We start from the raw sequence: 17,526 nt of genomic DNA on the forward strand, positions 1-17,526 counted from the left end.
TCGACCGACCCGCGAGCGGGCGGGGGCCGCGGACCCCGTAGTCTCGTCCCTTGTGAGTACGCGCGCGGGACAGGCACTTCGACACGGTGGGGATGTCGTGTGCGCGGTGCGCGGACTCGGCAAGACCTATCCCGCGGTGCGCGGTCGGCGCGGTGCGCCGGGCACCCCCGAGGTACGGGCCACCGACGCGGTGACCCTCGACATCCGCCGGGGCGAGATCTTCGGACTGCTCGGACCGAATGGCGCCGGCAAGTCCACCCTCGTACGCCAGCTCACCGGGCTCATGCGGCCCGACGCCGGCAGCGTCGAGATCCTCGGGCACGACATCGTGCGCCACCCTGAGCGGGCCGCTCGGATCCTCGCCTACCTCGGCCAGGAGTCCTCCGCGCTCGACGAACTGACCGTATCGCTCGCCGCCGAGACCACCGGGCGGCTGCGCGGCCTGGAACTGCGCGAGGCGCGGGCCGAACGGGACGCCGTACTGGACGAGTTGGGCCTTACGGCCATTGCCGGGCGGCCGCTCAAGAAGCTGTCCGGCGGGCAGCGGCGGCTGGCGTGCGTGGCCGCCGCGCTGGTCGGGGAGCGCCCGCTGCTGGTGCTCGACGAGCCGACCACCGGGATGGATCCGGTGGCGCGCCGGGCCGTGTGGTCCGCCGTCGACCGGCGCCGGGCCGAGCGCGGGACCACCGTGCTGCTCGTCACCCACAACGTCATTGAGGCCGAGACCGTCCTCGACCGGGTCGCCGTCCTCGACCAGGGCCGGGTCATCGCCTGCGACAGCCCCGCCGGGCTCAAGGAACAGGTCGCCGGAGAGGTGCGGGTCGAGCTGGTGTGGCGGGAGAAACCGCCGCTGGACGTCCCGGAGGTCGCCGCCCTGCGGGACCGGGCCGTCGAGTCAGGCCGCCGCTGGACGCTCAGGCTCGCCCCCGAGGAGGCCCGGGTGGCCGTCGCCACGGTGACCGGCGGGGCCGCCTTCGCCGCCCTGGACGACTTCACCCTGGCCACGCCCAGCCTGGAGGACGTGTATCTGACGCTGGGCGGCAACGGGCAGGGGCTGGTGAAGGCATGAGTGCACGGGCCGTCGTATCCGTATGGGACAGGGCGACTGCCGGCGTCGAGAGGAGCAGCGCGACGTGAGTGTCGTATCCGCCGATGTTCTGCCGAGTGGCCCGCTGGCCGTGCCGGAGGCCGCCGGGGCAGGCGCTGCCGAGCTGGGGCCGAAGGCGCGGCTGTGGCCCTCACTGGCCGCCGTGTACCGGGCGCAGCTGTCCCGGGCGCGGGTCGCGCGGATCCCGCTGCTGTTCGTGGCGACCTTCCAGTCCGTCGGCATCCTGATCATGATGCGCGGGGTCGTCGACGGCGGGAGTCATGATGCCCGGTTCGTCGTCGCCGGTTCGTCCGTGCTGGTCGTCGCCTACGTCGGGCTGAACCTGCTCGCGCAGTACTTCGGCCAGCTGCGCGGCAGCGGCGGGCTCGACCACTACGCCACCCTGCCGGTGCCGCCCGCCGCCGTGGTGCTCGGCGCCGCGGGCGCGTACGCCTCCTTCACCGTGCCGGGAACCGCGCTCACCGCCGTCTTCGGATGCGTGCTGTTCGGGCTGCCGATGGGCAACATCTGGATCCTGGCGGCGGTCATCCCGCTCGCCGGAGCCGCCCTCGCCGGGCTCGGCGCCGCCCTCGGGCTGCTCGCGCCGCGGCCCGAACTCGCCACGCTGCTCGGCCAGTTGGGCATGTCGGCGGCGCTGCTGCTCGGGGTGCTGCCGGCCGACCGGATGCCGGACGCGGTGCGGTTCCTGCGGGACCTGGTGCCCTCGACCTACGGCGTCGAGGCCTTCGCGCATACCTTCGCGGCGCACCCCGACTGGGCGCTCGTCCTCGGTGACCTCGCCGTATGCGCCGCGGTCGGCGTCGTTTCGCTGGCCGTCGCCGCCTGGGCCTACCGTCGTGCTGCCGTCCGGTGACGCGCCGCACAGCCGGGCCTGGCACGATGGCGTTGTGACCGCACCGCTGACTCCGCCTCCGCCGCCGCGTGACCAGTCCCCGCACGACCCGTGGCAGCCGCCGGGCGACCCGGGCGCCGGGTACCCCGCGCACGGCCCGCAGGACGCGTCCTACGGACAGGACGGCCCCGGACTGAAGACCGAAGTGATCGAGGCGGTGGTCGCCACGGTCGTCGTGGCGCTCGGCGGGGTGCTGCTCGGGCTCCTGTGGTGGTGGCTGGCACCGCATGTGCCGCTGGTCGGGGACGTGGTCGACAAGAGCTGGGTCGTCTACCTCAAGGACTCCGAGGGCGAGCAGGCGGTGGGGGTGGACGGAACGTTCACTCTGCTCGCGGTCGGTTTTGGCGTGCTGAGTGCGCTTGCCGCGTTTCTGCTGCGGCGGCGTGGGGGAGTGGCGTTGGTGGTCGCGCTGACCGTGGGTGGGCTGCTCGCCTCGTTGCTCGCTTGGCGGCTGGGGATGTGGCTGGGGCCGACGAAGGACGTCCTCGCGCACGCGAAGTCCGTGGGCAAGGGGGTTACGTTCTCCGCGCCGTTGAAGCTGGGGGCGAAGGGGGCGCTGCTGGCCTGGTCCGTGGCCGCGCTGGTTGTCCACCTGGGGCTGACGGCGCTGTTCGGGCCGCGGGATCCTGAGCCGCAAGGTGTTCCGACCGACGTCTACGGGGCGCCGCTGTCGTAGGGGCGGGGGGTTTCTCCGCCACCGCCGCCCCTACCCGTCCCGTACCTGGGGGCTGCCGCCCCCAGACCCCCGCTTCGGCCCTGAAGGGGCCTCGTCCTCAAACGCCGGACGGGCTGACTACAACTGACCCGACTTACCTACGCCGGCCGGTGTCCATGGTTCGAGCGGCGTTTTTTGATGCGCCACTTTCGTTTCCTGGTTTTCTTCGACATGCCCCTTGTGCTTAACCGAGGACGGGGCCGGCGTCGAGGGGTCACGCACGGCCGATGGGGGCCAGTACCGCTGCGGTGAGGGCTGCCAGGTGTTCGGGGGAGAGTTCGACCTCCAGGCCGCGGCGGCCCGCCGAGACGCAGATCGTGGGGTGGGCGGCGGCCGAGTCGTCGAGGACCGTGCGGAGCTTCTTGCGCTGGCCGAGGGGGGAGATGCCGCCGCGGACGTAGCCCGTGGTGCGTTCGGCCAGGGCCGGGTCGGCCATCGCGGCCCGCTTGCCGCCGACCGCCGCCGCCAGGGCCTTCAGGTCCAGCTGGCCCGCCACCGGGACGACGGCCACCGTCAGCGCGCCGTCCACGTCCGCGACCAGTGTTTTGAAGACGCGGTCGGGGGAGACGCCCATCGCCTCGGCAGCCTCCTCGCCGTAGGACGGGTGGGCGGGGTCGTGGTCGTAGGCGTGCACCTCGTACGGCACTCCGGCGGCCGTCAGGGCCACGGTCGCCGGAGTGCCGCCCGACTGGGGCTGCTGTTTCCTGGGCTTCTTCGCCATCGTGGGTCTCAGTTCAGGCTCGTCGGGTTGCGCGTCAGGTCCGACGCGGGCAGGGACGGCAGGTTGCGGATGATGGCCGTCTCGGAGCGCAGGAGCTTCAGCTCGTCGCGCAGCCGGGAGGCGGTGTCGGGGGCCTGGAGCAGGCGTTGCTTCGTCGTCGTGTCGAGCATCATCGCGGCGGCGACCAGGTACGACACCACTGCCGGTTCGTCGGGGAGTTCCGCGTCGCCGGTCGACAGGGAGCGTTCGCGGGCGCCCGCCAGGCGCTTCTGGTACTGGCGGAACGCGCGTAGCACCCCCTGGGCCAGCGCGCCTGCCTCGTCGCCCTTCTCCTCGGGCAGCTCCTCCAGCTCCGCCGTCAGGAACGGGCCCGAGGCGTCCACGGAGAGCAGCCGCATGCGGGTGGTGCCCGTCGCCAGTACCTCGAAGGTGCCGTCGGCGCGCTCCCGGATGGTCGCCGCGTCGGCGACGCATCCCACCGAGTGGAAGGCCTTGAGCGGGTCGGGGCCGAAGCCGGCCGTGGGCCCGCGCTCGGGCACGGCGGTCTGGTCCGGCATGCCCTGGGCGGTCGGGGCCACCTCGTGGCCGTCACGGATGGCGACGACGGCGAATCGGCGCGGTTCCTCCTCGGGGGTCTTGAGCAGTTCGCGCATCATGGCGCGATAGCGCTCCTCGAAAATGTTCAGAGGAAGCACGAGCCCCGGGAACAGAACCGAGTTCAGGGGGAAGAGCGGCAGCCGGACGGTGGTCACGGCGCAAAAGCCTAGTGGTCGCCGGAGCGGGCGCGACCGTCGTGCTCACTCCGTGGATACGGCGGCGCGTCCACGAAGCCCCACGGCCGCCCCGGAACCGCCGTGAGACCGGGCGGAACCGGCGCGCCCAGCGGCAGTTGCGCGGCCACCGCGATCCGCACCCCGTCGCGCACCTCCAGGAACTGGCCGAGCGGGTCGTCCGAGATCCGGTCCCAGGGGAAGGACGTGGCGTACGGGCCGATCAGGCGCAGCTGGTCGAGGGCGTCCGGCCAGCGTTCGAGGCGGATGAGGACGTAGGCCAGCAGGTTGCGGACCTCGGCGGGCCAGGGGTCGGCCGCCGCGTAGCCGGCCGAGAGGGCGATCGCGAGGTCGGCCGCCGCGTCCAGCCGCGCGCGCGGCACCGTGGCGCCGCAGCCGTCGGTCAGACAGGCGAAGGCGGCCCGCACCGGCAGCGCCTGGACGAGCGAGCAGGGCAGGGCGTCCTGCGCGGCCCGTTCGGCGAAGTCGAAGCACTCGCGGTGGGAGGGCCGCTCGGTGTGGGGCGTGTCGCCCCACTGGGCGCAGCAGGAGGCCGAGAGGTACTGGAGGGCGGCCACATGGCAGCCGTAGTGGTGCGGCGAGCGGCGGACCGCCTCGCCCCACAGCCGTTCGAACCCCGCGTGCCCGGCGTGTGTGCCCCGCGCGTGGTCCAGGGCGATCCGCCAGGGCACCGGGTCGCGCGGGTCGGCATCGGCCGCCGCCGTGATCAACGGGCCGAGTCCGCCGAGCAGTTCGGCGCGGGCCGGCGACTCCCAGCAGCGGTCCACCGCCAGCTGGGCGCCGACCAGCAGCGCGTCGGGGTCGTGCGGGGCGGTGGCGCGCCAGTCGGCCAGCCACTCGGGACGGGAGCGGGCGAAGGCCGCGAGTCGGCGGGTGCAGCGGTCGCGGTCCTCCCACTCGGCGGCGGCGCGGGTGGTGGCCAGCAGCTCGGCGGCCGGCCCGTACTCGCCGCGGCCGGCCGCGACCAGCGCGGGGCCGAGCCGGTCGTCGGGCGCGTCGAGGAGGACCTCGTCGTCGGCCGGCAGTCCGGCGGCGAGCCGCGAGGTGTTCCTTGCCATCCGGGCGGTACGGATGAAAGCGCGCAGCAGAGCCATGGTGCCGACCATTGAAGGACCGGGATCCGGAGTGCGCCAGACCGTTTGAGCACCCCGTGGAAAGTTGTACGCGTCTCGGTCAAGCCCAGGTAAAAGGTGACTTTTGCTCATCTGTTCGAGTGCTGTGCGCGGCCGGTGGGGCTAGCCCCGCCTGAGCAGCCGGGTCGCCCCCGCCGCCACCGTCGTCGCCAGGATCCAGCCCAGCAGGATCAGTGCCACGGACAGCCACTGCCAGCCCCCGTGCAGCTGCCACTGGCCCACCTGCCCCAGGTCGATCACCGGCAGCAGCAGATCCAGCGCGAACAGGGCGGGGCTCCACAGCGGATGCCCGCCGCTGTTCACCGGCACATGGTCCGCGTGCGCGAAGGCCAGCGAACCGGCCGCCCACAGCACCGCCATCCATACGGCGGCCCGGCCCGGCCGGTACCCGTAGGCGACCGTCCAGTCCTGCGCGAACCCCCACAACTTGGCCGCGACGGGCAGGCTCTCCCGGCGCCGCCGCTGCTTGGCGAGCAGCACCTCGCGCGCGTCCTCGTCCTCACCGGCACTGCGCAGCACCGTCGCGAGCCGCTCGTACGGCTCCGGGTTGTACTCGGCGGTCGCGGCGGCCACCCAGTCGAGGCGGGCCTCCAGCGGGAACGGGCCCTGCGGTACGAGGTTCTCGTACACGAAGCCGCCCATGTGGAGGTTGCCCGGGCCCGGCCAACTGTCCTTGCCGTCAATGAGGTTGACGACCCGGGCCCCCGACAGCACCACCTTGCCGCGCTGCGGTTTCTCGCCGAGGAAGCGCAGTTCGGGCGCCTGGACGCGCAGCAGCGACAGCTCCTGGTCGTCCGTGAAGGTGAACCGGGCGCGCTCCAGGTCCACCGCGTCACCGAACCGCCCGTCGTCCAGGCGCACCCCGCCCTGGCACGTGAAACGCTGGATGCGGGTCCCGCGCGCGGGCGTGGTGCCGCTCAGCCAGGGGCCGCCGACGCCGGCCGGGGTGAGGTACAGGGTGCGGCCGACGGTCAGCTGCGGCGCGTTCAGGGCGAGCCGCGAGTACGGGTTGGCCAGCCGGGCGCCGCGCAGGCTCAGCGAGACGCCGACCTTGGCGCTGCGCAGGCTCAACTCGCCGTGCGATTCGAGGAGTTCGGCCTGGAGGTCCTGTCCTACGGTCATGCCGTCCGCGGCGATCGAACGGCCCGTGCGGTCCCGGTAGACGATCGCCTGGTTGAGCAGCAGATCGGTGCCGATGTGCGCGTCGGTCAGCCGTACCCCGTTGTGGAAGCGGCAGCGCGGCAGATGCAGGTCACCCTCCGTGTGCACCCGCGCCGCCTCCAGCCGCGGCACCGAGCAGTCCACCAGCCGTACGGTCTGGAAGCGGGCCTCCGGCAGCAGGATCTCGCGCTCGAAGCGGCAGCCCTTCAGCTCGACGAACGGTGCGATCGTGCCGCCCGCCAGGTCCAGGGTGCCGCTGATCTGCACACCCGTGAGTTTCAGCGAGGTCACCCGGCCCGACAGCGCGGGCGGCCCGTCCAGGAGCAGCCAGCACACGAACCGTGCCCGAACGGTCCGCTCCGGGCCCCACGGATGACCGCCGTGCGGATCGTCGACGACGGTGTCGCCGCTGCTCAGGTCGTACACGCTGCCGTTGCGGAAGGCCTGCCACATACCGGCCTCGGCGGCGGTCGCATCGTCCGGCACATCCCCCGCGCGGATGCCGACACCCTCGGTCACTGCTCTTTCATCCCTCTCAACTACTCACGGGTTTCGCACAGCTGTTCATGCCCGATCCGTGACGCCCCGAACACTAGACGTGAAGGGGATCTTCCGGGTTCCGGCCACGTTCTGTATCAGCCATTGATACGCGCGGACGACGCCCGATCGCCGTCTGAGAGAATTGGTTCGTGATCTCCCGAATCGATCTGCGCGGCGACGCCCTCCCCGAGGGACCCGCCCTGCGCGACCTGCTGCCCCGAGCCGACTTCGACGTCTCGGCCGCCCTGGAGAAGGTGCGGCCGATCTGCGAGGCCGTGCATCATCGGGGCGACGCGGCGCTGATCGACTTCGCCGAGAAGTTCGACGGTGTGCGGCTGGAATCGGTGCGGGTCCCGGTCGAGGCCCTCAGTGACGCGCTGGAGCAGCTCGACCCGGCCGTGCGCGCGGCCCTGGAGGAGTCCATCCGGCGCGCCCGGCTCGTCCACCGCGAGCAGCGCCGTACGACCCGCACGACCCAGGTCGTGCCCGGCGGCTCGGTCACCGAGAAGTGGGTGCCGGTCGACCGGGTGGGGCTGTACGCGCCCGGCGGACGGTCTGTCTATCCGTCGTCCGTGATCATGAATGTGGTGCCCGCCCAGGAGGCCGGCGTCGGCTCCGTCGCGCTCGCCTCGCCGCCGCAGGCGGACTTCGGCGGTCTGCCGCACCCGACGATCCTCGCCGCCTGCGCACTGCTCGGCGTCGACGAGGTCTACGCCGTCGGCGGCGCCCAGGCCGTCGCGATGTTCGCCCACGGCACCGAGTCCTGCGCCCCCGCCAACATGGTCACCGGCCCCGGAAACATCTGGGTCGCCGCCGCCAAGCGCTACTTCACCGGCCGGATCGGCATCGACACCGAGGCCGGACCCACCGAGATCGCGGTCCTCGCGGACGAGACCGCCGACCCGGTGCACGTCGCCGCCGACCTGATCAGCCAGGCCGAGCACGACCCGCTCGCCGCCGCCGTCCTGGTCACGGACTCCGTCACGCTCGCGGACGCGGTCGAGAAGGAACTCGAACCGCAGGTCGCGGCCACCAAGCACATCGAGGACCGGATCGCCCCGGCGCTCGCGGGCAGGCAGTCCGCGATCGTCCTCGTCGACGGTGTCGAGGAGGGGCTGCGGGTCGTGAACGCGTACGGCGCCGAGCACCTGGAGATCCAGACGGCGGACGCCGCTGCCGTCGCCGACCGGGTGCGGAACGCGGGCGCGATCTTCGTCGGACCCTGGGCGCCCGTCTCCCTCGGCGACTACGCGGCCGGCTCCAACCACGTGCTGCCGACCGGCGGTTGCGCCTGCCACTCCTCCGGGCTCTCCGTGCAGTCCTTCCTGCGCGGCATCCACATCGTCGACTACACCCGCGACGCCCTCGCCGACGTAGCGCATCACGTGGTGACGCTGGCGGAGGCGGAGGACCTGCCCGCGCACGGCGCGGCGGTCAAGGCGCGGTTCGGATGGAAGGTTCCAGAGAGCAAGTGACCGGCATCGACGATCTTCCCGTACGGGACGAACTGCGCGGCAAGTCCCCTTATGGCGCGCCCCAGTTGGACGTCCCCGTACGACTGAACACCAACGAGAACCCCTACCCGCTGCCCGAGGCACTGGTCGAGCGGATCGCCGAGCGGGTCCGCGAGGCCGCCCGCAGCCTCAACCGCTACCCCGACCGGGACGCGGTCGAGTTGCGCACGCAGCTCGCCAACTACCTGACGAAGACGGCCGATTACCGGGTCGGCGTCGAGAACGTGTGGGCGGCCAACGGCTCCAACGAGGTCATCCAGCAACTGCTGCAGACCTTCGGCGGCCCCGGTCGTACGGCCATCGGCTTCGAACCGTCGTACTCGATGCACGCGCTCATCGCGCGCGGCACGGGCACGGGCTGGATCTCCGGGCCGCGCAACGAGGACTTCACGATCGATCTCGCCGCCGCCGAGCGGTGGATCGCCGAGAACAAGCCCGACGTCGTGTTCATCACGACCCCCAACAACCCCACGGGCAACGCGGTTCCGCCCGAGACGGTCCTCGCGCTGTACGAGGCGGCGCAGGCCGCCAAGCCGTCCATGGTGATCGTCGACGAGGCGTACATCGAGTTCAGCCACGGTGACTCGCTGCTGCCGCTGCTCGAAGGTCGGCCGAATCTCGTCGTCTCGCGGACGATGTCGAAGGCGTTCGGGGCGGCAGGGCTGCGCCTGGGCTATCTCGCCGCGCACCCGGCGGTCGTCGACGCCGTCCAACTCGTACGGCTGCCCTACCACTTGTCGGCCGTCACCCAGGCGACCGCGCTGGCCGCCCTGGAGCACACCGACACACTGCTGGGGTATGTCGAGCAGCTGAAGTCCGAACGGGACCGGCTGGTGGGCGAGTTGCGGGCCCTCGGCTGCGAAGTCGTCGAGTCCGACGCCAACTTCGTGCAGTTCGGCCGGTTCGAAGACTCCCACACCGCCTGGCAGGCGATCCTCGACCGGGGTGTCCTGGTCCGGGACAACGGCATCCCGGGGTGGCTGCGGGTCTCCGCCGGAACCCCCGAAGAGAACGACGCGTTCCTCGACGCGGTCCGTGAGTTGACGAAGGAGCAGAGCGCATGAACCGCGTAGGACGTGTGGAGCGGACGACCAAGGAGACCTCGGTCCTCGTCGAGATCGATCTCGACGGCCACGGCAAGGTCGACGTCTCGACAGGAGTCGGCTTCTACGACCACATGCTCGACCAGCTCGGCCGGCACGGTCTGTTCGACCTCACCGTGAAGACCGAGGGCGATCTGCACATCGACTCCCACCACACCATCGAGGACACCGCCCTCGCCCTCGGCGCCGCCTTCAAGCAGGCGCTCGGCGACAAGGTGGGCATCTATCGGTTCGGGAACTGCACGGTCCCGCTGGACGAGTCCCTGGCCCAGGTGACCGTCGACCTGTCCGGCCGCCCGTACCTCGTGCACACCGAGCCCGAGAACATGGCGCCGATGATCGGCGAGTACGACACCACGATGACCCGGCACATCCTGGAGTCCTTCGTGGCCCAGGCCCAGATCGCGCTGCACGTGCACGTGCCGTACGGGCGCAACGCGCACCACATCGTGGAGTGCCAGTTCAAGGCGCTGGCCCGCGCCCTGAGGTACGCCTCCGAGCGCGACCCGCGCGCGGTCGGCATCCTCCCCTCCACGAAGGGCGCGCTGTGACCAGCCTGTCGAGCCTCCTCATCGTCGTCGGGCTCTTCCTGCTCGGCGGGGTCTACTCCTTTGTCAAGCAGAAGATGCCGCGCCAGCTCATCGTGCTGATCTCCATCGCCGCCGCGATGTGTCTGGTCGCCGGGGTCATGAGGCTGGAGGTGTGGAATTGAGCGCAGCGAAGAAAGTAGTCGTCTTTGACTACGGCTTCGGGAACGTCCGTTCCGCCGAGCGTGCCCTCGCGCGCACGGGTGCCGAGGTCGAGATAACGCGTGACTACGACAAGGCGATGAATGCGGACGGGCTGCTGGTGCCCGGCGTCGGCGCCTTCGCCGCCTGCATGGAGGGCCTGCGCGCCGCGCGCGGCGACTGGATCGTCGGCCGCCGACTGGCCGGTGGGCGCCCTGTGATGGGCATCTGCGTGGGCATGCAGATCCTGTTCGCGCGCGGCATCGAGCACGGCGTGGAGACCGAGGGCCTGGACGAGTGGCCCGGTTCGGTCGAGCCGCTGCAGGCCGAGATCGTGCCCCACATGGGCTGGAACACCGTGGACACCCCGGCGGGCTCCCAGCTCTTCGCGGGCCTCGACGCGGACGCGCGCTTCTACTTCGTGCACTCCTACGCCGTCCACGACTGGACCCTCGAAGTCGTGAACCCGGCCATGCGCGCCCCCCTGGTGACCTGGTCGACGCACGGCAAGCCCTTCGTGGCCGCCGTGGAGAACGGCGCCCTGTGGGCCACCCAGTTCCACCCCGAGAAGTCCGGCGACGCCGGAGCGCAGCTGCTCACCAACTGGATCGGAACCCTGTAGACCATGGCCAAGCTCGAACTCCTCCCCGCCGTCGACGTCCGCGACGGCCAGGCCGTCCGTCTCGTCCACGGCGAGTCCGGGACCGAGACCTCCTACGGCTCCCCGCTGGAGGCCGCCCTCGCCTGGCAGCGCTCCGGCGCCGAGTGGCTGCACCTCGTCGACCTGGACGCGGCGTTCGGCACCGGCGACAACCGCAAGCTCATCGCCGAGGTCACCGGCGCCATGGACATCAAGGTCGAGCTGTCCGGCGGCATCCGCGACGACGACACCCTCGCCGCGGCCCTCGCCACCGGCTGCACCCGGGTGAACCTCGGCACCGCCGCCCTGGAGACCCCGGAGTGGGTCGCCAAGGTCATCGCCGAGCACGGCGACAAGATCGCGGTCGGTCTCGACGTACGCGGCACGACCCTGCGCGGCCGGGGCTGGACCCGCGACGGCGGCGACCTCTACGAGACGCTTGACCGCCTCAACTCCGAGGGCTGCGCCCGTTACGTGGTCACCGACATCGCCAAGGACGGCACCCTCCAGGGCCCCAACCTGGAGCTGCTGCGCAACGTCTGCGCGGCGACCGACCGCCCGGTCGTGGCCTCCGGCGGCGTGTCGTCGCTCGACGACCTCCGCGCCATCTCCGAGCTGGTACCCCTCGGTGTCGAGGGCTCCATCGTCGGGAAGGCCCTGTACGCGAAGGCGTTCACTCTGGAAGAGGCCTTGGAGGCGGTGGCCCGGTGACCGAGCTACGACGCGTGTCGACCGGCGCGCCCTGGGAGGACGCCTTCGGCTACTCCCGCGCGGTGGAGCTGCCGAACGGCCTGGTGCTGGTCTCCGGGTGCACGTCGATAGTGGACGGCGAGATCGCCGGGGGCGGTCCCTACGAGCAGACGGTCAACGCGTTCAACGTCGCGTTCGCGGCGCTGGAGCAGCTGGGTCTCGGCCCCGCCGATGTGGTGCGCACCCGTATGTACATCACCCACGCCCGGGATGTGGAGGACGTGGGCCGCGCACACAAGGAGCTGTTCGACGCGATCCGGCCCGCCGCGTCCATGATCATCGTGTCCGGCTTCGTCGACCCCAGCCTGGTCGTCGAGGTCGAGGTGGAGGCGTACCGAGGGGAGGGTTCCTCATGACCCTCGCCGTACGCGTGATCCCCTGCCTGGACGTCGACAACGGCCGGGTGGTCAAGGGCGTCAACTTCCAGAACCTGCGCGACGCGGGCGACCCCGTCGAGATGGCCAAGGTCTACGACGCCGAGGGCGCCGACGAGCTGACCTTCCTGGACATCACCGCGTCCTCCGGCAACCGCGAGACGACGTACGACGTGGTCCGCCGCACCGCCGAGCAGGTGTTCATCCCGCTCACGGTCGGCGGCGGCGTCCGCACGGCCGAGGACGTGGACAAGCTGCTGCGGGCGGGCGCGGACAAGGTCGGCGTCAACACGGCGGCGATCAACCGGCCGGAGCTGATCAAGGAGATCGCGGAGCGGTTCGGGCGGCAGGTGCTGGTGCTGTCGGTGGACGCGCGGAGGACTGACAGCGGGTCCTTCGAGGTGACCACCCACGGCGGACGCCAGGGCACCGGCATCGACGCCGTCGAATGGGCCCACCGGGCCGCCGAGTTGGGTGCGGGGGAGATCCTGCTCAACTCGATGGACGCGGACGGCACGAAGGACGGCTACGACCTGGAGATGATCGCGGCGGTCCGCAAGCACGTGACCGTGCCGGTCATCGCCTCCGGCGGCGCGGGCAAGCTGGCCGACTTCCCGCCGGCGGTGGCGGCGGGCGCGGACGCGGTGCTGGCGGCCTCCGTCTTCCACTTCGGGGATCTGCGGATCGGCGAGGTCAAGCAGGCGCTGAGGGAAGCGGGACATCCGGTGCGGTGACCCCTCCTGCGGAGGCGTTGTAAGCCCCGATCGCCTGGCGGTCGGGGCTTACTCATGTCCTCCTCATGGGCAGATACAAAAGGAAAGTTGCGCAAAAAATATTGTGCAACTCTTCTTTCGCTTCTAGCGTGGGGGTGTGGCTGACAAGAAGACAGACCGTCGCATCACGGATGTGGGCACGCTCAAGGCGATCGCGCACCCGCTGCGGGCCCAGTTGTACCGGCTGCTGATCCTCGCCCAGGTGGCGACCGCCTCCCAGCTCGCCGACCGGGTCGACGAGGCCGTCTCACTGGTCAGCTACCACCTGCGCAAGCTGGCCGAGCACGGGCTGATCGAGGAGGCCGAGCCGCGTAGCGGGGACGGCCGGGAGCGGTGGTGGCAGCCCGCCTCGGACGGCCTGAGCGTCCGTGGCGAGGACTTCCGGGACGCCCCGGAGAAGGCCGCCGCGCACACCGCGGCCAGCCGTATGTTCCTCGACCAGCGGATCGACATGTACCGGCGCTACCTCGACGAGCGTGCCTACTGGAGCGACGAGTGGACATCGGCCTCCGACGACTCCGAGTGGCTGCTGCGGCTCACCCCGGCCGAACTGGCCGAACTGTCCAAGGAGTTGGGCGACGTCGTGCGCCGGTACCAGGAGGACAGCCGGGCCGCCGTCGCCGCCGGTGACACCGAGGGCCGCGATCACGTCGCGGTGCACACGTACGGCTTCCCGTTCCGCGTCTGAGGTCCCGCGCCCGAGAGGACGGTCCGCCGTGACCACCACGCCCGTGCTCCAGGCCGGCCCGGACGACCGGCCGGCGCACCGCGACCCCAACGTGCTGCGCTGGCTCGGTGCCTACGCGGCGTCGATGGCAGGCGACGGCGTCTACTACATCGCCCTGTCCTGGGCCGCCGTACAGGCCGGATCCCCGGCGCAGGCCGGCCTGGTGATGTCGGTCGGCGCGCTGCCGCGCGCGGTGCTGATGCTGGGCGGCGGAGTGATCGCCGACCGCTTCGGTCCGCGCCGGGTCGTCATCGGCAGCGACGCCGTGCGCTGCGCGGCCGTACTCGCCGTGGCCGCGCTGCTGTTCCTCACCGGCCTGGGGCTGTGGCCGCTGGCCGCGCTCGCCCTGGTCTTCGGCACCGTCGACGCCGTCTTCGTACCCGCCGTCGGCGCGCTGCCCGCCCGCATCACCGGCAAGGCGCAGCTCGCGAGGGTGCAGGGGATGCGGGGACTCGCGTACCGGTTCGCCGTGATCGTCGGCGCCCCGCTCGGGGGTCTCGGTGTGGCGTTCGGGGGTGTGGCTGTGGCGTTCGCGTTCTCCGGGCTGCTGATCGCGGTGTCGGTGCCGTTGCTGATCTCTGTACGGGTCCGAGAGCTGCCGCCCGACAGCACGACCACCGCCTGGCGCGACCTGGTGGTCGGCCTCCGCTACATCCGCCGTCACCCCGTCCTCGCCCCCTTGGTGCTCGCCATCGCCCTTGGCGACCTCGGCTTCGTGGGCCCGCTCAACGTGGGCCTGACGCTGTTGGCCCACGAGCGCGGTTGGGGCGCGTCCGGCATGGGCTGGGTGCTCTCCGGCTTCGGAACGGGCGCCGGGGCAGCCGCGCTGCTGCTCGCCGTACGGGGGCGGCTCCCGCACGCCGGGCGGGTCGCCGGCTGGGCGTGCCTCGCGGGCTCGGTCGCCATCGGAGCCCTCGCCCTTGTCCCGAGCGTCCTCGCGGCAGTCGGTATCGCCCTGCTCATCGGGCTGCTCGCCGGTCTCAGCGGCGCGATGTGCATAGCCCTGCTCCAGACCCACTCCGACCCCGCCTGCCTCGGCCGCGTCACCGCCGTCTCCAGCCTGGCCAGCCTCGGCCTCGCCCCGCTCACGATGCCGCTGTCGGCGGCGGCGATCGGCGCGTGGGGCACCGGCCCGGTGTTCGTGGTGAGCGCGGTGGTCTGCGGGCTCGGCGGGGTCATCGCCCTGGGCGTACGGGATCTGCGCCGGGCCGAACTGCCCGGCTGACCTCTCAGATCCCCAGCTGCTTGGCCTCATGGAGCTTGGCGATCGCGTTCTCGTCGCCGTCCAGCTCCACCTTGGCCACGGTCTGCCGCCCGTGTGCGAACAGCAGTAGCTCCGAGGGTTCGCCGGTCACCGTCACGACCGGTGCTCCCTTGTGGGCGACCGCCGTCTGTCCGTCCGGGCGGCGCAGCACCAACCCGGTCGGCGCGCTCCGGCCCACCAGCCGGGCCATGCGCTCCAGACGGGACCACAGGGCGTCCTGGAACACCGGGTCCAGCTCGCGCGGAGTCCAATCCTCCTGGGCCCGCCGTACGTCCTCGGTGTGGACGTAGAACTCGACCGTGTTGGACGCCTCGTCGAGCTGCTTGAGCTGGAACGGCGAGAAGCGCGGCGGGCCGGTACGGATGAGCTGGATCAGCTCTTCGTACGGCTTCGCCGCGAACTCCGCCATCACCCGGTCCAGGCGTGGCGCGAGCTGCTTGATCATGATGCCGCCGGCCGCGTCGGCACGGCGCTCCCGCACCACCACGTGCGCGGCCAGGTCACGGGTCTGCCAGCCCTCACAGAGGGTCGGGGCGTCCGGGCCCGTCGTCTCCAGGAGGTCGGCGAGAAGAAGTCGTTCACGCTTGGCGAAGGTCGACATACCGTCAGCCTACGACCGCCCGTCCGGTCCGCACAGTGGACGTCCGCCGGGGCTGTCGGTGCAGCGCGGCACAATGGCCCCATGACCAGCGCGCCCCAGTCCAGCAGCCTCGACCCCGAGATCGCCGCCCGCCTCAAGCGGAGCGCCGACGGGCTCGTCCCCGCCATCGCCCAGCAGTACGACACCGGTGAGGTGCTCATGCTCGGCTGGATGGATGACGAGGCGCTGCACCGCACCCTGACGACCGGCCGCTGCACCTACTGGTCCCGCAGCCGCCAGGAGTACTGGGTCAAGGGCGACACCTCCGGCCACTTCCAGCACGTACAGTCCGTCGCCCTGGACTGCGACGCCGACACGGTCCTGGTGAAGGTCGACCAGATCGGCGCCGCCTGCCACACCGGCGCCCGCACCTGCTTCGACGCGGACGTGTTGGTCAAGGACGGCGCTGATTCCAGCACCGCCGCCTCGGATCAGTAGGGTCAGCCGCCATGGACCTTGACACGTTCCGCAAGCTGGCCACCGACCGTCGCGTCATCCCGGTCACCCGCAAGCTCCTCGCCGACGGGGACACCCCGGTCGCGCTCTACCGCAAGCTCGCCGCGGAGCGCCCCGGCACCTTCCTCCTGGAGTCCGCGGAGAACGGCCGCACAGCTTTTCAATGGTCTCGGTACTCCTTCGTGGGCGTCCGCTCCGCCGCCACCCTCACCGCGCGCGACGGCCGGGCCCACTGGCTGGGCACCCCGCCCGTCGGCGTCCCGGTCGACGGCGACCCCCTCGCCGCCCTGCGCGCCACCATCGACACCCTGCACACCCCGCACCAGGAGGACCTGCCGCCCTTCACCGGCGGCATGGTCGGCTACCTCGGCTACGACATCGTCCGCCGCCTGGAGAAGATCGGCCCCGGCGAGCGGGACGACCTCAGGCTCCCCGAGCTGACCATGCTCCTCACCAGCGACCTCGCCGTGATGGACCACTGGGAGGGCTCGGTCCTGCTGATCGCCAACGCGATCAACCACAACGACCTCGACACGGGCGTCGACGAGGCCTACGCGGACGCGGTGGCCCGCCTGGACGCCATGGAGGCCGACCTCTCCCGCGCGGTCGCCCAGCCGCCCGCCCAGCTCCCGCCCTCCGAGCTCCCCGAGTACACCGCGCTGTGGGGCGGCCCCGACTTCAAAGAGGCCGTCGAGGACATCAAGGAGCGCATCCGCGCGGGCGAGGCCTTCCAGGTCGTCCCCTCCCAGCGCTTCGAAACCCCGTGCACGGCAAGCGCGTTGGACGTGTACCGGGTGCTGCGCGCGACCAACCCCTCCCCGTACATGTACCTGTTCCGCTTCGACGGCTTCGATGTCGTCGGCTCGTCCCCCGAGGCCCTCGTCAAGGTCGAGGACGGCCGCGCGATGGTCCACCCCATCGCCGGCACCCGGCACCGCGGCGCGACCCCGCAGGAGGACCAGGCCCTCGCCGACGAACTCCTCGCCGACCCCAAGGAGCGCGCCGAGCACCTCATGCTGGTCGACCTCGGCCGTAACGATTTGGGACGCGTCTGCGAGCCCGGCTCGGTCGAGGTCGTCGACTTCATGTCGGTGGAGCGCTACTCCCACGTGATGCACATCGTCTCGACGGTGACCGGCCGCGTCGCACCCGGCCGCACCGCCTTCGACGTCCTCACCGCCTGCTTCCCCGCCGGCACCCTCTCCGGCGCGCCCAAGCCCCGCGCGATGCAGATCATCGACGAACTGGAGCCCTCCAGAAGGGGGTTGTACGGCGGCTGCGTCGGCTACCTCGACTTCGCGGGCGACTCCGACACCGCCATCGCCATCCGTACGGCCCTCCTCCGCGACGGCACGGCCTACGTCCAGGCGGGCGCCGGCATCGTCGCCGACTCGGACCCGGAACTGGAGGACCAGGAGTGCCGCAACAAGGCGGCGGCGGTCCTCCGCGCGGTGCACACGGCGAACCGGCTCGGGCAATAGGACGAGGGTCATATG

At 71.7% G+C, this 17,526-nt stretch carries 20 protein-coding genes; 15 read left to right on the forward strand and 5 right to left on the reverse strand.

Going from position 1 to position 17,526, the window contains the following annotated elements; all coding sequences use genetic code 11:
* Positions 1 to 97: 97 nt before the first annotated feature.
* From OH768_RS38525 to OH768_RS38535, 3 genes are all read left to right on the forward strand, one after another.
* Entirely contained in the window at positions 98 to 1,069 is a 972-nt protein-coding gene (locus tag OH768_RS38525) for an ABC transporter ATP-binding protein (RefSeq protein WP_406465621.1), read from the forward strand.
* Between the two features lie 64 nt (positions 1,070 to 1,133).
* Entirely contained in the window at positions 1,134 to 1,961 is an 828-nt protein-coding gene (locus OH768_RS38530) for an ABC transporter permease (protein WP_406460772.1), read from the forward strand.
* A 34-nt stretch (positions 1,962 to 1,995) separates the two neighbouring features.
* On the forward strand, positions 1,996 to 2,676 hold the full coding sequence (locus OH768_RS38535) for a DUF2567 domain-containing protein (RefSeq protein ID WP_406460774.1): 681 nt from the start codon (positions 1,996 to 1,998) through the stop codon (positions 2,674 to 2,676).
* Between the two features lie 253 nt (positions 2,677 to 2,929).
* Here OH768_RS38535 and ybaK read toward each other — a convergent pair whose 3' ends face one another.
* The 4 genes from ybaK to OH768_RS38555 all read right to left on the reverse strand — a co-directional run bounded on the left by ybaK (position 2,930) and on the right by OH768_RS38555 (position 7,040).
* Complete coding sequence (ybaK, locus tag OH768_RS38540; RefSeq protein WP_406460776.1) at positions 2,930 to 3,436, reverse strand: Cys-tRNA(Pro) deacylase; 507 nt, start codon at positions 3,434 to 3,436, stop codon at positions 2,930 to 2,932.
* An 8-nt stretch (positions 3,437 to 3,444) separates the two neighbouring features.
* Positions 3,445 to 4,188 (reverse strand): LON peptidase substrate-binding domain-containing protein, encoded by a 744-nt coding sequence (locus tag OH768_RS38545; protein WP_406460778.1) that lies wholly within the window; start codon positions 4,186 to 4,188, stop codon positions 3,445 to 3,447.
* 11 nt (positions 4,189 to 4,199) lie between these two features.
* On the reverse strand, positions 4,200 to 5,333 hold the full coding sequence (locus tag OH768_RS38550; protein WP_406460780.1) for a hypothetical protein: 1,134 nt from the start codon (positions 5,331 to 5,333) through the stop codon (positions 4,200 to 4,202).
* A gap of 129 nt (positions 5,334 to 5,462) precedes the next feature.
* Positions 5,463 to 7,040: an oxidoreductase gene (locus OH768_RS38555; protein ID WP_406460781.1), complete on the reverse strand. Its 1,578-nt coding sequence runs from the start codon at positions 7,038 to 7,040 to the stop codon at positions 5,463 to 5,465.
* Positions 7,041 to 7,210: 170 nt separating this feature from the next.
* Here OH768_RS38555 and hisD point away from each other — a divergent pair, with 170 nt between their 5' ends.
* From hisD to OH768_RS38605, 10 genes are all read left to right on the forward strand, one after another.
* Positions 7,211 to 8,536: a histidinol dehydrogenase gene (gene hisD / locus OH768_RS38560; protein WP_406460782.1), complete on the forward strand. Its 1,326-nt coding sequence runs from the start codon at positions 7,211 to 7,213 to the stop codon at positions 8,534 to 8,536.
* On the forward strand, positions 8,512 to 9,639 hold the full coding sequence (locus tag OH768_RS38565; protein WP_406460784.1) for a histidinol-phosphate transaminase: 1,128 nt from the start codon (positions 8,512 to 8,514) through the stop codon (positions 9,637 to 9,639). Before hisD ends, OH768_RS38565 begins: the two co-directional genes overlap by 25 nt.
* The gene (gene hisB, locus OH768_RS38570; RefSeq protein ID WP_390921688.1) at positions 9,636 to 10,229 is read left to right on the forward strand and encodes an imidazoleglycerol-phosphate dehydratase HisB; all 594 of its coding nucleotides are present in this window, start codon (positions 9,636 to 9,638) and stop codon (positions 10,227 to 10,229) included. Before OH768_RS38565 ends, hisB begins: the two co-directional genes overlap by 4 nt.
* Positions 10,226 to 10,390 carry a hypothetical protein gene (locus OH768_RS38575; RefSeq protein ID WP_200811998.1) on the forward strand — a complete coding sequence of 55 codons (165 nt, stop codon included), beginning with the start codon at positions 10,226 to 10,228 and terminating at the stop codon, positions 10,388 to 10,390. The genes hisB and OH768_RS38575 overlap by 4 nt, the downstream gene beginning before the upstream one ends.
* Positions 10,381 to 11,028: an imidazole glycerol phosphate synthase subunit HisH gene (gene hisH, locus OH768_RS38580; RefSeq protein ID WP_406460787.1), complete on the forward strand. Its 648-nt coding sequence runs from the start codon at positions 10,381 to 10,383 to the stop codon at positions 11,026 to 11,028. Before OH768_RS38575 ends, hisH begins: the two co-directional genes overlap by 10 nt.
* Positions 11,029 to 11,031: 3 nt before the next feature.
* Positions 11,032 to 11,757 carry a bifunctional 1-(5-phosphoribosyl)-5-((5-phosphoribosylamino)methylideneamino)imidazole-4-carboxamide isomerase/phosphoribosylanthranilate isomerase PriA gene (gene priA, locus OH768_RS38585; protein WP_019067718.1) on the forward strand — a complete coding sequence of 242 codons (726 nt, stop codon included), beginning with the start codon at positions 11,032 to 11,034 and terminating at the stop codon, positions 11,755 to 11,757.
* On the forward strand, positions 11,754 to 12,152 hold the full coding sequence (locus tag OH768_RS38590; RefSeq protein ID WP_200714878.1) for a RidA family protein: 399 nt from the start codon (positions 11,754 to 11,756) through the stop codon (positions 12,150 to 12,152). Before priA ends, OH768_RS38590 begins: the two co-directional genes overlap by 4 nt.
* A complete protein-coding gene (gene hisF / locus OH768_RS38595; RefSeq protein WP_406460790.1) occupies positions 12,149 to 12,904 on the forward strand; it encodes an imidazole glycerol phosphate synthase subunit HisF in 756 nt (251 codons plus the stop codon). The genes OH768_RS38590 and hisF overlap by 4 nt, the downstream gene beginning before the upstream one ends.
* A 136-nt stretch (positions 12,905 to 13,040) precedes the next feature.
* Entirely contained in the window at positions 13,041 to 13,631 is a 591-nt protein-coding gene (locus OH768_RS38600) for an ArsR/SmtB family transcription factor (protein ID WP_406460792.1), read from the forward strand.
* 28 nt (positions 13,632 to 13,659) lie between these two features.
* Positions 13,660 to 14,895, forward strand: coding sequence for an MFS transporter (locus OH768_RS38605; RefSeq protein WP_406460794.1), 1,236 nt, complete (start codon positions 13,660 to 13,662; stop codon positions 14,893 to 14,895).
* 4 nt (positions 14,896 to 14,899) lie between these two features.
* Here the strand turns inward: OH768_RS38605 and OH768_RS38610 are convergent, their stop codons facing one another.
* Positions 14,900 to 15,535 carry a TIGR03085 family metal-binding protein gene (locus OH768_RS38610; RefSeq protein WP_359605041.1) on the reverse strand — a complete coding sequence of 212 codons (636 nt, stop codon included), beginning with the start codon at positions 15,533 to 15,535 and terminating at the stop codon, positions 14,900 to 14,902.
* 81 nt (positions 15,536 to 15,616) lie between these two features.
* Between OH768_RS38610 and hisI the strand changes: the two genes are divergently transcribed.
* Together hisI and OH768_RS38620 are read left to right on the forward strand one after the other, a co-directional pair.
* On the forward strand, positions 15,617 to 16,012 hold the full coding sequence (gene hisI / locus OH768_RS38615; protein ID WP_406460796.1) for a phosphoribosyl-AMP cyclohydrolase: 396 nt from the start codon (positions 15,617 to 15,619) through the stop codon (positions 16,010 to 16,012).
* Positions 16,013 to 16,023: 11 nt separating this feature from the next.
* Positions 16,024 to 17,511, forward strand: a complete 1,488-nt coding sequence (locus OH768_RS38620) for an anthranilate synthase component I (RefSeq protein WP_406460798.1) — start codon at positions 16,024 to 16,026, stop codon at positions 17,509 to 17,511.
* The last annotated feature ends 15 nt before the right edge of the window (positions 17,512 to 17,526 follow it).

Origin of the sequence: Streptomyces sp. NBC_01622, from assembly GCF_045209635.1 — a bacterium.
Classification (GTDB): domain Bacteria; phylum Actinomycetota; class Actinomycetes; order Streptomycetales; family Streptomycetaceae; genus Streptomyces.